Below are 14796 nucleotides of genomic sequence, written 5' to 3'. Positions count from 1 at the left end.
AGATGTGGCAAATACCTTCTTATTGTTCTAACATTAATTTTGTAAGTTTGAGTGGTTCAATATACTTTCCATCTTTATAAGCACGCATATTTCCACCTGAAATTTCATCAATTAAGATGATATTCCCAGCTTGATCTCTACCAAATTCAAATTTAATATCATATAATTCGATACCTTTTTTACCAAGCTCATATTTCACAATTTCTGAAATATCTTGGGTCATTTGTTTTAAACTTTCATATTCCTGTAGCGATAAAATACCAAGCATATCAAGTGCATCCCTACTAATTGGTGGATCATTTCGTTCATCATCTTTTAATGTGATTTCTACAAAGGCATCTAATGATTGACCTTCTGTAGCATATTTTCCATAACGACGTAAGAAACTACCCACTGCACGGTAGCGACATATAACTTCCAGCCCTTCCCCAAATGGTGTAGCGGGAACAACTGTCATTTCCGTATTTTCTATATCAGAGGAAATATAGTGTGTTGGGATATTTTCTTTCTTTAGAATTTCAAAAAAGAAAGTTGTTAGGCGTAATGCTGCTTTTCCGGCACCTTCCATTGTTAATCCCACCGTGTTTGCACCTGGGTCAAAAACCCCATCTTCTCCAGTGACATCATCTTTAAATTTCAACAAAACTTGATTTTCATTTATTTTGTATACATCTTTTGTTTTTCCAGTATAAACAAGCTTCATGACAGGATTCCTCTTTCTTCAAGGTTTTGGAAAATCATTTCGATTAATGGTTATATTATGACATATAATAACTGTGGTGTAAACGAGAGGCATTGAGCAGATAAGTTATTCCAAGGGTGTGGATGCGTAAAACCCAATTTGTTTTAAAAGAAGTACCAATAAAAGGATAACGATTACCGTGACAATAAGAGTTTTCATCGTTGTCTTCTTATCTTTTGTTTCTATCCAAATAAACATAGAAATAAATATAGAAAAAAGAATTCCTATAAACATAGCTGCTAATGGATTTGTAGGAACAATCCAGTCATATCTACTTAACCAATCCACTCGGTTTTCCCCCTTTCTTTGATAGATGCATGAATCTATATGGAAATTTACAAGACATTTACCTATTGTTCACAGTGTTTTAATAGTTTTCTTGTATACTTAATTTAAAGATAAAGAGTGATATCACATAGATATGGAGGTATGGCGATGAAATTATTTATAAGAGTATTCGTATGTCTCTTCGTGATTCTCATTTATCTGTAATGAAAGTGCCCACCCCCTTTTGATATAAAGCCGTTTCCTTCCCCTGAGGTTCGGCTTTATTTTATTTAATTTGTCACAGATGAAGCTTCCTTTATCTAATATGAATGACCGACATAAGTAATTGGAGCACACCGCGTGCTGTCATTTCAAATTTGCGTGATTTCAAGCAAGCAAAGGCTGCCACATCGTACCATATTAAGGGTACCACCAAAATTAGTATAGAGCTCTGGATTGTAAAACAAAAAAAACTGATCTTCCTCCCCCAAGGAAAATCAGCTTATCGCACATAATATATAAACCAACAATAGAGCATTGTATTTTTAAAATATTCCCTAAATCATTATGCTTTTACTAATTCACGCATTGTTCCATTTTCAATAAAGTTCTTATGCCATGAGAAGGCTTTTTCTAGTATATGTGGTGTTTGACCGCCACGTTCTAAGGCTTCTTCATAGTATTCACGCATTTGATCACGATACATTGGGTGTACACAGTTTTCAATAATTAATGGTGCACGTTCTCTTGGTGCAAGGCCACGTAAATCAGCATAACCTTGTTCGGTAACGATTACATCCACATCATGTTCTGTGTGATCCACATGTGATACAAATGGTACGACACTAGAAATATCTCCGTCTTTAGCAATTGATTTTGTTACGAAAATTGCCAAGCGAGCATTTCTGGCAAAATCCCCTGAACCACCAATTCCATTCATCATTTTTGTACCAGTTACATGTGTTGAGTTCACATTTCCATAAATATCAAATTCTAATGCTGTGTTAATGGAAATGGTTCCTAAGCGACGAATAACTTCCGGATGATTGGAAATTTCCTGTGGACGCATGATTAATTTATCTTTATATTTTTCAAAGTTACCGTATACTTTTTTCATTTTTTCTTCTGATATGGTGATAGAGCAGCAGGAAGCTGAACTTACCTTACCGGCATCAATCAAATCAAATACGGCATCTTGTAATACTTCAGAATACACTTCTAAATCTTCAAATTCCGATTCTAGCATCCCATGTAAAACAGCGTTTGCAACAGAACCAATTCCAGATTGGATTGGCGCTAACTTTTCCGTTAGACGTCCTGCTTCTACCTCTTTACGCAAGAAATCTAATAAATGGTTTGCCATGATTTGTGTTTCTTCATCTGGTGCTACGATATCAGATGGTGAATCAATTTGATCTGTGAATACAATTCCCTTAATTTTATCTAAATCCACCTTTATACCAATATCTCCAATACGATCATGTGGTTTTCTTAATGGAATTGGATCACGTTCTCCCTGTTTTCCAGGACTGTATAAATCGTGCAAGCCTTCAAAGCTTTCTGGCCATGCTGTGTTTACTTCAAGAATTATATTTTTAGCATTTTCTGCGAATATTAGTGAGTTACCAACAGAAGATGTTGGAATAATCTGTCCGTCCTCCGTAATGGAAACCGCTTCCAAAATAGCATAATCAACTGGCATTACATTTGAGCGAATTAACTCTGAGGTGTGTGATAAATGCTGGTCAACGAACAAAACTTCCCCTTCATTAATTGCTTTACGCATGGTACGATCTACTTGGAATGGTAATCGCTTATTAACAATTCCTGCTTCTGTAAACAGCTTATCTATATCTGACCCTAAAGATGCCCCAGTGTATACATTGACTTTGAAGTTTTCATTTTGCGCACGGTCTACTAAAGCATATGGAACCGCCTTAACTTCACCTGCCCGTGTGAAGCCACTTAAACCCAATGTCATACCATCTTTAATCCAACTTGCTGCTTCTTCTGCAGAGACGATACGGTCATGCAAGGCTTCCGTTCTAATCCGATTTTTCCTTTCCCCCATTTTTTATCATCCCTCTTTTACTGTAATTATTTAAATTGTATATACTATTTTAACTTATTAAAGATGTACTTTGTCGTTTTTTGTCATAACGATTAGATTTTTGACTAAACAAACGAATTCTATGATTGAAGCAGAATATTTTAGTCTAGTTAACAAGCAGATGTGGAGGAAAGGATTTTTTTCAATTAAAAACTTAATAATTTCCGGAAGTAGCTTGAGTAATTTTGGCTTACGGAAATTCGTATCCCATTTGTCATTTCAAGCACAAATGTGGAGTGAGAATCCGGAAAAATGTCTTTAATTTGATGAACATTTACAATAAATGACCGGTGACAACGGACAAATAATTCCTTTGGAAGAGAATATTCAAATTCCTGTAATGTATTTTTATGTGTTCCGGACACATTTTTTGCATATACATGTGTTTTACGATTTTTTACTTCCATATAAATAACATCTTCAAACGGTATTGGCTTCCACCCATCCGCAGTTTTAATCGTTATAACTGATTTTCCTTTTGTTATGACGGGATAGACAGCAAGCACTGTTCCTTTAATTTTTTTATCTTCATAATATGGAACAGCCATTCCATGGTATGGGACGCCAAAAAGCTCTCGTTCAACAAATTCAGATACCTTTTGCTTTTTTTCCAATGCTTGGTAAGCAATAGTTCCTTCAAGTATAGGGTCACCCGGGCGGATTTTTAAATCAATCCGTTTACTCGGTCGAAAATAAATGTATTCAGTTTCATTTGTAATACCAATTGATATTTCATCTGAAAACAGTTCTCCTATTACATCTAATAACGAATCAAATTGAAACTCCATTTCCTTTCTCCTTCCGGTATGAAGATGTATTTAAATGAAAAAGCTATGTACGATTTATATTCTACTTTTATCATAATATATTGTACCCTATATCTCCACCACTCACTACCGGAAAATGAGGCGTATTTATTAATTTATGGAAGATAAAAAGACACAACCAGAGGTACACCATAAAGTGAAACTTCAATCAGTGGGAGTTTTCTTCATCTCACTGATTGTTAGTTGAACGAATCGGGCCTTTACTGGCTGTTAGTCCTCCACTTATAATTCTTAAGTATCTCGAATTCTTGAACTGGAGATCTTACAGCCAGTTAATACGCGATAAAAATTAAAAACCCCTTCCTAACTCGAAAGGGATTCATTCTTCCATTTTTTTGCTCTAAACTCAACCAACTCTAAGTAAATAACGATTACTATGTAAGCAGCCGCTATCATATTTTATTTTTTAAATGTATCAGGCATAACAACAGCAGTGACTTCTCCCTCCACACAGCATTTTTCACCTGCATATACCTTTGTATGCACTTTAAACTTTTTCGGATGAATTTCTTCCACTGTTCCTACCACTTGTAATGGAATATTTTTCGGTGTTGGTGCGAGATAATTTACGTTTAATGATGCTGTCACCATTCTTGGCGCGTCTACACCATCTCCAGGCTCATGTCCATTTTTCCGATGTAAATATAAAGCAGCTGAACCTGTCCCATGGCAATCCACTAAAGAAGCTAAAAGACCCCCATAAACAAATCCAGGGATTGCTGTATGTTCTTCCTGTGGTGTATAATACGTAACCGTGTTCTTTCCATCCCAACCTGTCCGTAGTTGGAGTCCTTGTTCATTTAAGCGACCACATCCATAACACCAAGCATAATCATCTGCATAATCATCTTGAATTGCATGTACCAATGTATTTTCCATTCATCTTCTCCCCTTTTTTTAACTATATTAAGTATATCATGAAAACGCTTTCCGTAATAAATTATTCTAAAAAATTAAAATAATTTAAAATTTACTGGGATATATATTATCCACGTTCAGAACTTTCCGTATAATCCTATATCCCACGCTTCTAATGTTGAAATATATGTAAAAAATAGATGTTGTATTATACTACACAGAAACATATAATAGTAACAACATTTAATTTGGGGAGGAAGAAAATGGCCAAGAGAATTACGTATTTTATTTTAACTAATATATTGGTCTTAACTACAATTAGTATTGTTCTACAATTTGTCGGTGGCTATATCGTTGATGGACAAATTGCTTATGGACCATTACTCATAGTTAGTGCAGTAATTGGATTTACAGGTTCATTTATTTCACTGTTCCTATCACGTTGGATGGCAAAACGAATGATGGGTGTTCGTGTGCTTGATCTAAATGGGGTTCTATCTGAAGAAGAGGAAGCCGTAGTTGAAAAAGTACATCGCTTAGCACGTGCTGCTGGAATGATGTACATGCCTGAGGTTGGAATTTATGAATCCGATGAGGTGAATGCATTTGCAACTGGGCCATCCAAAAAACGCTCGCTTGTAGCGGTTTCTCGTGGTTTATTAGTTGAAATGGATGAAGATGCTGTAGAAGGTGTTATTGCACATGAGGTAGCACATATCGCTAATGGTGATATGGTCACAATGACATTATTGCAAGGCGTTGTGAACACATTCGTTGTTTTCTTAGCCCGTATTGTTGCATTTGCTGTTTCTCAGTTAGCTCGGGAAGAAGTTGCTCCTATCGTTCATTTTATTGCTATCATCATTTTCCAAATTGTATTTTCTTTATTAGGTAGTATTGTTGTCTTCGCCTACTCTAGACACCGTGAGTTTCACGCAGACAAGGGTGGTGCTGATTTAGCAGGTAAAGATAAGATGCGACATGCATTAGAGATGTTAAAACAGTACACAAACCGTATTCAAAATGACGAACAAACAGCTGTTGCCACATTAAAGATTAATGGAAAACGAAAAACATCGCTCTTTTCAACACACCCTGACATCGATGAACGTATTAAACGTTTAGCATAAGAGGAAATTTATAGAGGGATTCCTATATTTCAGGGATTCCTCTTTGTTTTTCAAAGATTATCCCTATTTTCGACATATTTATTATCTTTACCCTAGTTTTATGTTACCTTTTTTGATAATCTAGAAGATGTATAAGGGATGATGTGAAATTATTAACAAACTTTATTTATACTAGGGGTAGGGGGTTATTGCATGAAAAATGTCGTCATTTTAGGTGGTGGCTATGGCGGTTTTAAAATTGCTTTGGGATTAGCTCAAGCAAACCTTCCAGATGATATCCAAATTGTGTTAGTGGATAAAAATCCGTATCATTCTTTAAAAACTGAATTTTATACCATCGTTGGGGGAACTGCTGCGGACCGGGATGTACGTATGAACTTTCCAGAAAATGACCGTATCGAATATGTCTTTGGAACAGTAAATAAAATTGATACAGAAAATGAACAAGTTTTCTTTGAAAATTCTAGTCGCGTTTTAGATTATGAATATCTTATCATAGGTTTAGGATGTGAAGATATTTATCATGGTGTTCCTGGTGCAGAGGAATATACCAATAGTGTTCAATCCTTTTCCAAAGCAAGAAAAACTGGGTGTGCTGTTGGTAACTTACCAGCTTATGGGAAAGTTACGGTTGTTGGAGCAGGACTTAGTGGGATTGAAGTTGCATCTGAAATAAGAGAGAGTAGAGCAGATTTAAATATTCGTTTACTTGATCGTGGGGCTTCGGTTTTAAAAGCTTTCGACCCAAAAATCCAAGCACATGTACATGATTGGTTTTTAAAAAATGGGGTAGAGGTGCTGCATCACTCCAATGTGGAATACGTAGAAAAAGATGGAGTATGTAATAATGGAGTTTGCTATGTGAATGATGTTACAATCTGGACTGCTGGTGTGCAACCTCATCATTTAGTAAGAGAGTTAGATTTCGAAAAAGACAGCCAAAATAAACTTGTGGTTAATGAGTTTTATCAAATTCCAACACAATCAAATATTTATGTGGTCGGTGACAATGCCTCATCCGAATTTTCTCCTAGTGCCCAACTTGCAGGGGTCCAAGGAGAACATATTGCAGAAATTCTTTCGAGCATACTTCGTGGAGAAGAACCAAAACCACCAAAAGAAATTAAATTACGGGGAACACTTGGTTCACTCGGAAAAAGTGATGGTTTTGGCAGTGTTTTCTCACAATCTTTTACAGGACTTTTTCCACGCTGGATCAAATCCGGTGTGTTATGGCTAAGTAAGCGTCATTAATTGTATAAGGGACATGAAATGGTGTAATCAAAGGAGATTTTCAATTCTCTATAATGATGAACACCATTTTTTATCTCGAGTAGTTTACTTAAATTGGTGCAGACTCAACCAAAAAAAAGAGCAAGGAATTCTTTTTAGAAGATCTCCTTGCTTTTTATTCATACTTATTACAAAACCCTGCATTTAAAATTAGTATTTATTTTGCTCGTGGTGCACTTTCAAAGCCCTCTTTTTTATGTGTTCCGTCACAAAATGGTTTATTTTGTGAAAGACCACAACGACAAAGAGAAAATGCCTTTTTCGTTTCAAAAACATTCCCTTCTTTATCAACGAGCTCCACATCACCCTTTACCAATAATGGACCATTATCATTTACTTTAATTGTTACTTTTTCACTCATTTTTTACCCCTCTTTCTACATATACATATATGTATTATAGTATATTTTTGGTAAATTTAAACAAATCTGCCTGATACCTACTATCTTCTATAAAATTTTGGATAAACTAAAATGGAGTCACATCAATTTCTCCTGACAATATTTTTAGTGGTTAAAAACCATTGCACCAGGAATTGAGGTGGCTCAAGTTATTTGCATATGTAGTTGGATGACCGATTTTCCTGTTTTTCCACTTTTTTGGGCATCAATATCCAGTTGGATGACCGATTTTTCTGCTTTTCCACTTTTTCGGGCTTCAATATCCAGTTGGATGACCGATTTCTTTGCTTTTCCACTTTTTCGGGCATCAATACTCAGTTGGATGACCGATTTCTTTGCTTTTCCACTTTTCCGGGAATCAATATCCAGTTGGATGACCGATTTTTCTGCTTTTCCACTTTTTCGGGCTTCAATATCCAGTTGGATGACCGATTTCTTTGCTTTACCGCTTTTCCGGGCATCAATATTCAGTTGGATGACCGATTTTCCTACTTTACCACTTTTCCGGGCATCAATACTCAACACTCTCAATTTATCATTCTAGGAAAATAGGAGAATGCGTTCATTAAAACAATAGGTGGATTCCTAAACGAAAGATGTTTATAATGAAACTGTGCTTTAATATTTTAAATATGGTAGAGAGGATGCATGTTATTGAGAAAGTCCATTGCCATTGATATGGATCAAGTGTTAGCAGATTTATTACAGAGTGAATTGGATATCTTTAATAAAAGATATAATAAACAAATTACAAAGCAGGATTTGACAGGTAAGGTACTGGAGGATGATTATCCTGAACTTGCCAATGAAATCTATGAATTTATGAATACGTATGAGTTTTTCAGAGATTTACCTGTTATTGAGCATAGTCAAGAAGTTATCAAAGAGTTGCAGGAACATTATGACATATATATTGCAACAGCAGCCATGTTTGCGCCAAATTCTATGATAGCGAAATACGAATGGTTGCAGGAGCATTTTCCATTTTTACATCCGCATCATTTTGTTTTTTGTGGGGATAAAGGAGCTGTCCATGCAGACTATTTAATCGATGACAGTTTAAACCAACTAGAAAGCTTTCAGGGTCAAGGGATTATGTTTTCTGCCCCACATAATGAATATGAAAACTACGGAGTGAAGGTTACAGATTGGTTAGCGGTACGTGATTATTTCATGGAAAAACTTACTACTAAATCATAAGCCTTCTGTTTCTTTACAATTAAAAAATCATTCTCTCTAATGATTGTAACTGGGTAAATTTCCCAAATCCTACTTTGAAACTATATTTTAGAAAAATAGACTCTCCATTTCTATAAAAGATGGGCGAGAATTTAAAACGCTTGAATGATCTTCAAGCGTTTTTTTCATTCATTGCAAACGGTGATTTATGAAATACGTGTTCCATTTGGGACGCTTTCATCGACATTCAATAAAACTACATCACCCACAGTAGGCACAGCGCCCAAAACAAGTACCTCTGATTTATATCCAGCAATTCGCATAGGTGGGAAGTTTACAACTGCAATCACCTGCTTGCCAATTAATTCTTCTGGCTGATAACGTTTGGTAATTTGTGCAGAAGTTTGTTTCATTCCGAGTTCACCGAAATCAATTTTTATTTTAATTGCCGGTTTTCTGGCCTCTGGAAAAGATTTCGCTTCAACAACTGTGCCAATACGAATATCTAATTTTGTAAAGTCATCAATAGTTGCCATAGTTATGCTCTCCCTTCGCTCATCATATAAACAAATAAATCATCCGACACTGTGTCTATTTATTTTTTCCCCTGTTCCATCTTTTCATTCATTTTCTTTAGATTGTTATTAATATTCGTTAAGGTAAGAAGAATAAATCCAAGCATAATGAATGTTACAATCTCTCCTGTGATTACAGATAATGCCGCTAAAATAATGGCGTATATAACATAAAGCCAGTTCATCCTTGATTCCTCCTTTCTCAATCACCCTGTCATCATTTTTTAAACCAAGATAAAGGTTTTGGTAGAATCACTCTTTACTCGCCAATTTCATGAGAATCAAATGGAATGGAAAATGACGCTTTCATTCCCTCACCTCGTTTACTTTCCAACAAGAACTCCCCATGGTGTAAATCAATAATGTGTTGACAAATGGAAAGCCCAAGTCCTGCTCCAACTGTATTTGGATTTGCTTTGTAAAATGGAGCCATAATTTTCTCTAACTCTAACTCATCCATTCCATCTCCTTCATCTATAACAGAAAAGACAAAGGATCCCTCATTAATTCTCCCACTTAATTCAATATCGTTTCCTGATGGACTATGCTTCATCGCATTGTCCACTAAATTAATCAACACTTGCTTAATCCGATTTTTATCTGCATGAATGTGGACATCTGGACAAGCTGTGACAGAAAGTGTTAATTGTTTCTTATTTGTTTGCTTTTTAAACTGTGTTTGTATTTCATTTAATAAGGCCTTAACCGGAAATGTGGTTGGCTGAAGCGAATAAGATTCATTCTTTAGAGCAGAAAAATCCAGTAATTCTTCTACTAAATTCGTTAACCTACTTGTTTCCTTAGAAATGACATTTAAACCTAACTCCACTTCCTCTATATCGTTCAAATCCCCAGTAAGTAATGTATCACTCCATCCCTTAATACTCGTTAAAGGAGTTCGTAATTCATGGGAAACAGAGGAAATAAATTCATCCTTCATTTTCTCATGTTGTAAAAGCGCATGTGACATTTCATTAAATGATTTTGCCAATGTATCTAATTCTCCGATGTAATCCCCATGAATTCTGGCATCAAATTCACCCCTGGCAAGACGCTTTGATGCTTTTGTTAATCTTGTTAATGGAGTTGTCATCTGTTTAGAAAATGCCATACTAAGTAATAAAACAAGTAATATAATAACTCCTCCTACTCCTAAAGAAATGGACAATTGCCTCTTAAAAAAGATATCCATTCTTTCTAAAGATGTTACATAACGAAAATAAGCAATTGTTTCTTCTCCATTTTCTAACGGAACAACAACAGCCATTACTCGTTCACCTGAACTAGGATTCTTCCCCTTCCAAGGGATCGGACTTTCTATGGTAGCCTGTTGCAAAATATGGTGTTCAATGACTTCGTCTGGAAGAAATCCTGAGGAAGAGGCCAATATGTTCCCAGATGGAGACACAATCTGCATCTCTGTTCCCCGTAATTGATAGTCATTGATCATTTCAGGAATATGATATTGTAGCTGAAATGGTGATAATTCTGATGAACGCATCGCAAAATGAACAGCATTTTTAGCGTGTGACGCTAATATTTCTTCCGTGTTTTTATAATAGTAATGATAAAGCCCTATAAAAATCGCTATTTCAAATAAAGCGACTGTGATGGTTATTACAAAAAAATGCTGCTTCAGCAAATAGCTACGGATGCTTTTCTTTTTCTTCATTCTTGGGGTCTCCATTTATAGCCATACCCCCACACAGTTTCAATAAATTGAGGTTCAGATGGATTGTCTTCTACTTTCTGTCTAATGCGTCGAATATTCACATCTACAATTTTCGGATCCCCTGGAAAATCAAGTCCCCATACATCATCTAATATGTCATTACGACTAACCGCTTTTCCTTTTGCCATATCTAAAATGGACATAATTTGATATTCTGTTGGTGATAATTCAATCATGTTCCCATCCTTCTCTAAACAACGCTCCGAACGATTAATCCATAAGCCATTTTTAATCACTGGACGATGTGTGCGAATTCTCCGTAATAACGAATGAATTCTTGCTGTTAACTCATTAATACTAAACGGTTTAACAACATAATCATCTGCTCCTTGTGATAAACCATTTACTTGGTCCTGTTCCATCGTTTTTGCGGTTAACATAATAATTCCAATCCAATGATTTACTTTCCGTATCACCCGCGCTACTTCATACCCATCTATTCCCGGAAGCATGATATCTAATAAAACGAGACTTGTGTCCGGGTGCTTTTCTAATAATGCTAATCCATCTTCACCTGTTGGTGCCTCTAATACATGAAATCCTTCTCGTTTTAAGTGTACAATGACAAAACTTCTTATATTTTCTTCATCTTCTATAACCAATACTTTTTCCATAAAACATCCCTCTATATAAAATTATTCCACGACATCAATTAATTGGAATAAATGTTTGTTTTCATTTGTTACTGTTTTAGATAAGTAGACATAGTCATCTGTTTCTTCTAGTTTTTCCCAATGATCCATTCGCTTCATTTCAGAAACATATACATCAAATAAAACCATTTCATTATCCCCTTGAATCATTTCAACATGTTTCCAATCATCCGTTTTTTTAATTTTAACCGCTGGCCATTCAAGCGGAATGGAGATTTTATAACCAAATGTATAATTATAAAAAGCCTTTGAAACGACTTGGGGTTCCCTTTTTTCATCTAATTGATAGAATACAGTAATATATGGCATATCTGCATGAGAATAATCTGCTGCCACCGGATCCTCCAAAACAGCATATTCTAAAATCCCATCCTGATTCGTATCCTCACTACCTACTATAGAGGCCTTAAATGTTGGATCCTCTTCGTTTGCAGATTCATTTTCTTCATCAGAAAATACATTTTTTAATTTTCCTTTTTTAACAGAAATAATGAACGTTCTTCCTGAATGTGCACCAACACCTACATCAAGCATCATCCCCCATTCATTCGGGGTAATTTTTCCACTATTTAAAGTTACATAACCATTGATATAGGGATCTAACTTTAACCCATCTATTACCGATAAATTATTATCTTTCATTTTATACAAAGAAAGTAGATTTTCTGTACCACGTTGGAATTTAATCAATCCCAATGCACTTCCTGTTGAACCAAATTGATCAACAAGAAAATAGCTATAGGATTCCTCTAATAAAAGAACAGGTTCTTTTTTAATATCGTATACAAATAGAACACGACTACCTTCTTCCGTCTTGGAATACGATGTCCCCATAAAAATTTCCTTCTGTCCATCCTCGTTCATATCAAAGAATACTAAATCATAGAGATACTTACCTTCCCCACTAATCTCTGTAACCTTTTCCCATTTGTCTTTCTTTGCAAGAACAATTCCTTTGATTGTACCAGTACCTTCTTTATAGAATACAATCGCTTCTTCTTCCCCATCCCCATCTAAATCTTCCAAAATGATTGATTTCGATTGTTCTCCATTTAATGGGGTCAATAATTCCGCTGAACTAGAAACATACTGATTCAAAGCACTCAGAATCTTTTCCTCTGCATCTGGAAGAGCAGGTGGAGACATTAATGATGTATTCGATTCAAATAGTGAACATCCTGCCAGATATAAAAATAATACTAGTAGAAATATTGCTTTTATAAACTGTTTCATTATTGTCATCCTTCATATGTAATTATCTTTATTATACCCATTAATCATTATCGAAATATAGCAATTCGGTTACAATCCATTTTCTTTTTTAACATTCCGTCCATGTGGAATTCTTATAAAGCCCTGCGTTATGCAAAAACAGACAAAAACAATAAACTATAAAAATATCAATGCAAACTAACTTTTCCGCCCATATCCGACAATATCGAGTTACTTCTACAAAAAAAGACAAGAATTGTAATTTCTTTGTAACACATTTTTGAGATAAACAGTTTACGATATTAATAGAGAGATTAGAATATGGGCAAGGGGCTGAAGATGATGAAAGACACATCTAAGAAACGACGGAAAAAACTTAATAGACTTGGAAAATTAACACTTGGATTAATTGTTGTTTTTACCGTGATTCTTACTGTATTTGTTACAGAAATTGTAGCAGATAAAAAAGTAGAAGCAGAAAAAGGCACAGAACAAGCAGTAAAAAGCGAAGTAAAAACAAATAAAATTTCCAAAGAGGAAACACAGCCTAAAAAGAATACCCCTGACACAGTAGAACAAGAAAAAACAAAAGATGAAGAAAGTTCATCCCATAAAGAAACAGATGGGTCAGAGGAAAAGTCTAATTCAGTAGAAGAAAAACAGAAGAAGCAAGAGGAACAAGAAAATAAAGAAACTGATTCCTCAAAAAAACAAACATCAGCACCAGAAACCGGGAAAGTCGTTTATTTAACGTTTGATGATGGCCCACATCCAACTGCATCGAAGGAAATTTTACAATTACTAGATCAATATGATGCAAAAGCTACTTATTTTATGCTGGAACCAAATATGAAAAACAATACTGATGTCGTTCAAGAAATGGCAGAAAAAGGCCATGCCATTGGTGTACACGGTGTTACCCATGAGGTTTCAAAAATCTATCAATCTCCTCAAAGTTTCGTTCAAGAAATGAATCAAGGAATTGACTTTATTCATAAAACGACAGGCATAAATACCAAACTAGTTCGAGCTCCTTATGGCTCAAACCCATATATTACACCACCATTTAAAGAAGCATCGGATAAGGAAGGATTTATTCTTTGGGATTGGAATATTGACTCAGTTGACTGGAAGTATAAAAACGGTGGATTCGTTGATACCATCATTCAACGGTCTAATCAACTGGTCGGTAAAGAGCCTTTAATTGTGTTGATGCATGAAAAGCCAAACACTGCTCGACATTTAGAAAGACTATTACAATTTTATAAAGAAAATGGATATGACATGCGTGCAATTGATGAAAGCATGCAACCAATTCAATTTAAATAAAGTGAAACTTCAATCAGTGGGAGCCTTCTTCTTCTCCCGCTGATTGTTAGTTGAACGAATCGGGCTTTTACTGGCTGTTGATCCTCCACTTATAATTCTTGAGTAGCTCGAATTCTTGTTGTGGAGGTCTTACAGCCAGTTAATCTGCGATAAAGTGAAACTTCAATCAGTGGGAGCTTTCTTCTTCTCCCGCTGATTGTTAGTTGAACGAATCGGGCTTTTACTGGCTGTTGATCCTCCACTTATAATTCTTGAGTAGCTCGAATTCTTGTTGTGGAGGTCTTACAGCCAGTTAATCTGCGATAAATCCAAGATAGAATTTCTATCTTGGATTTTCTTTGTGAATAAAATGTGATTTAACTAGTATTTGTCACAGAATTCTTTGATAAAATAAGTCCACTAATAAAATTGTTTAACAATGCTTCAATCGTTATAAAATATAGTTTTGTGGCTATTTTCAAAATATCATTAAACCAGTTGAATTTTACT

The 14796-nt window shown here is 35.3% G+C and carries 16 protein-coding genes; 4 read left to right on the top strand and 12 right to left on the bottom strand.

What is annotated here, in order from left to right:
- Positions 1-19 precede the first annotated feature (19 nt).
- The 5 genes from FHP05_RS03770 to FHP05_RS03750 all read right to left on the bottom strand — a co-directional run bounded on the left by FHP05_RS03770 (position 20) and on the right by FHP05_RS03750 (position 4825).
- The gene (locus FHP05_RS03770; RefSeq protein WP_147665914.1) at positions 20-703 is read right to left on the bottom strand and encodes a phosphoribosylaminoimidazolesuccinocarboxamide synthase; all 684 of its coding nucleotides are present in this window, start codon (positions 701-703) and stop codon (positions 20-22) included.
- A 105-nt stretch (positions 704-808) separates the two neighbouring features.
- Positions 809-1030, bottom strand: a complete 222-nt coding sequence (locus FHP05_RS03765; protein ID WP_147665913.1) for a hypothetical protein — start codon at positions 1028-1030, stop codon at positions 809-811.
- Positions 1031-1574: 544 nt separating this feature from the next.
- Positions 1575-3080 (bottom strand): acetyl-CoA hydrolase/transferase family protein, encoded by a 1506-nt coding sequence (locus FHP05_RS03760; protein WP_147665912.1) that lies wholly within the window; start codon positions 3078-3080, stop codon positions 1575-1577.
- Positions 3081-3265: 185 nt separating this feature from the next.
- On the bottom strand, positions 3266-3907 hold the full coding sequence (locus tag FHP05_RS03755) for a LytTR family DNA-binding domain-containing protein (protein WP_147665911.1): 642 nt from the start codon (positions 3905-3907) through the stop codon (positions 3266-3268).
- 438 nt (positions 3908-4345) lie between these two features.
- Positions 4346-4825 carry a PaaI family thioesterase gene (locus tag FHP05_RS03750; protein WP_147665910.1) on the bottom strand — a complete coding sequence of 160 codons (480 nt, stop codon included), beginning with the start codon at positions 4823-4825 and terminating at the stop codon, positions 4346-4348.
- A 242-nt stretch (positions 4826-5067) separates the two neighbouring features.
- Here FHP05_RS03750 and htpX point away from each other — a divergent pair, with 242 nt between their 5' ends.
- A complete protein-coding gene (gene htpX / locus FHP05_RS03745; RefSeq protein WP_147665909.1) occupies positions 5068-5934 on the top strand; it encodes a protease HtpX in 867 nt (288 codons plus the stop codon).
- A gap of 192 nt (positions 5935-6126) precedes the next feature.
- Complete coding sequence (locus FHP05_RS03740; RefSeq protein WP_147665908.1) at positions 6127-7188, top strand: NAD(P)/FAD-dependent oxidoreductase; 1062 nt, start codon at positions 6127-6129, stop codon at positions 7186-7188.
- Positions 7189-7384: 196 nt separating this feature from the next.
- Here the strand turns inward: FHP05_RS03740 and FHP05_RS03735 are convergent, their stop codons facing one another.
- Together FHP05_RS03735 and FHP05_RS03730 are read right to left on the bottom strand one after the other, a co-directional pair.
- Positions 7385-7588 carry a CDGSH iron-sulfur domain-containing protein gene (locus FHP05_RS03735; RefSeq protein WP_147665907.1) on the bottom strand — a complete coding sequence of 68 codons (204 nt, stop codon included), beginning with the start codon at positions 7586-7588 and terminating at the stop codon, positions 7385-7387.
- A gap of 183 nt (positions 7589-7771) precedes the next feature.
- Complete coding sequence (locus tag FHP05_RS03730; RefSeq protein ID WP_147665906.1) at positions 7772-8158, bottom strand: hypothetical protein; 387 nt, start codon at positions 8156-8158, stop codon at positions 7772-7774.
- 117 nt (positions 8159-8275) lie between these two features.
- On the opposite strand from FHP05_RS03730, the gene FHP05_RS03725 reads away from it, so the two are divergent.
- A complete protein-coding gene (locus FHP05_RS03725; RefSeq protein ID WP_147665905.1) occupies positions 8276-8827 on the top strand; it encodes a 5' nucleotidase, NT5C type in 552 nt (183 codons plus the stop codon).
- Between the two features lie 185 nt (positions 8828-9012).
- Here the strand turns inward: FHP05_RS03725 and csaA are convergent, their stop codons facing one another.
- The 5 genes from csaA to FHP05_RS03705 form a co-directional block, all read right to left on the bottom strand.
- Complete coding sequence (gene csaA, locus FHP05_RS03720) at positions 9013-9342, bottom strand: chaperone CsaA (protein WP_147665904.1); 330 nt, start codon at positions 9340-9342, stop codon at positions 9013-9015.
- Between the two features lie 59 nt (positions 9343-9401).
- A complete protein-coding gene (locus FHP05_RS15255; RefSeq protein ID WP_191126223.1) occupies positions 9402-9566 on the bottom strand; it encodes a hypothetical protein in 165 nt (54 codons plus the stop codon).
- 74 nt (positions 9567-9640) lie between these two features.
- A complete protein-coding gene (locus FHP05_RS03715; protein WP_191126222.1) occupies positions 9641-11053 on the bottom strand; it encodes a sensor histidine kinase in 1413 nt (470 codons plus the stop codon).
- Positions 11050-11727, bottom strand: a complete 678-nt coding sequence (locus FHP05_RS03710; RefSeq protein ID WP_147665902.1) for a response regulator transcription factor — start codon at positions 11725-11727, stop codon at positions 11050-11052. Before FHP05_RS03710 ends, FHP05_RS03715 begins: the two co-directional genes overlap by 4 nt.
- A 21-nt stretch (positions 11728-11748) precedes the next feature.
- Entirely contained in the window at positions 11749-12999 is a 1251-nt protein-coding gene (locus FHP05_RS03705) for a hypothetical protein (protein ID WP_147665901.1), read from the bottom strand.
- A gap of 321 nt (positions 13000-13320) precedes the next feature.
- Between FHP05_RS03705 and FHP05_RS03700 the strand changes: the two genes are divergently transcribed.
- On the top strand, positions 13321-14307 hold the full coding sequence (locus FHP05_RS03700; protein WP_147665900.1) for a polysaccharide deacetylase family protein: 987 nt from the start codon (positions 13321-13323) through the stop codon (positions 14305-14307).
- Positions 14308-14796: the final 489 nt, after the last annotated feature.

The sequence above is a fragment of the Cerasibacillus terrae genome, assembly GCF_008039555.1.
Lineage (GTDB): Bacteria > Bacillota > Bacilli > Bacillales > Amphibacillaceae > Cerasibacillus > Cerasibacillus terrae.
This window is presented reverse-complemented; position numbering and strand designations above follow the sequence as displayed.

Excerpts from the sequence above, each read along its gene's own strand:
- FHP05_RS03770 (WP_147665914.1), bottom strand. The coding sequence starts at position 703 with ATGAAGCTTGTTTATACTGGAAAAACAAAAGATGTATACAAAATAAAT.
- FHP05_RS03760 (WP_147665912.1), bottom strand. The coding sequence starts at position 3,080 with ATGGGGGAAAGGAAAAATCGGATTAGAACGGAAGCCTTGCATGACCGT.
- FHP05_RS03755 (WP_147665911.1), bottom strand. The coding sequence starts at position 3,907 with ATGGAGTTTCAATTTGATTCGTTATTAGATGTAATAGGAGAACTGTTT.
- FHP05_RS03750 (WP_147665910.1), bottom strand. The coding sequence starts at position 4,825 with ATGGAAAATACATTGGTACATGCAATTCAAGATGATTATGCAGATGAT.
- htpX (WP_147665909.1), top strand. The coding sequence starts at position 5,068 with ATGGCCAAGAGAATTACGTATTTTATTTTAACTAATATATTGGTCTTA.
- FHP05_RS03740 (WP_147665908.1), top strand. The coding sequence starts at position 6,127 with ATGAAAAATGTCGTCATTTTAGGTGGTGGCTATGGCGGTTTTAAAATT.
- FHP05_RS03735 (WP_147665907.1), bottom strand. The coding sequence starts at position 7,588 with ATGAGTGAAAAAGTAACAATTAAAGTAAATGATAATGGTCCATTATTG.
- FHP05_RS03725 (WP_147665905.1), top strand. The coding sequence starts at position 8,276 with ATGTTATTGAGAAAGTCCATTGCCATTGATATGGATCAAGTGTTAGCA.
- csaA (WP_147665904.1), bottom strand. The coding sequence starts at position 9,342 with ATGGCAACTATTGATGACTTTACAAAATTAGATATTCGTATTGGCACA.
- FHP05_RS15255 (WP_191126223.1), bottom strand. The coding sequence starts at position 9,566 with ATGAACTGGCTTTATGTTATATACGCCATTATTTTAGCGGCATTATCT.
- FHP05_RS03715 (WP_191126222.1), bottom strand. The coding sequence starts at position 11,053 with ATGAAGAAAAAGAAAAGCATCCGTAGCTATTTGCTGAAGCAGCATTTT.
- FHP05_RS03710 (WP_147665902.1), bottom strand. The coding sequence starts at position 11,727 with ATGGAAAAAGTATTGGTTATAGAAGATGAAGAAAATATAAGAAGTTTT.
- FHP05_RS03705 (WP_147665901.1), bottom strand. The coding sequence starts at position 12,999 with ATGAAACAGTTTATAAAAGCAATATTTCTACTAGTATTATTTTTATAT.
- FHP05_RS03700 (WP_147665900.1), top strand. The coding sequence starts at position 13,321 with ATGAAAGACACATCTAAGAAACGACGGAAAAAACTTAATAGACTTGGA.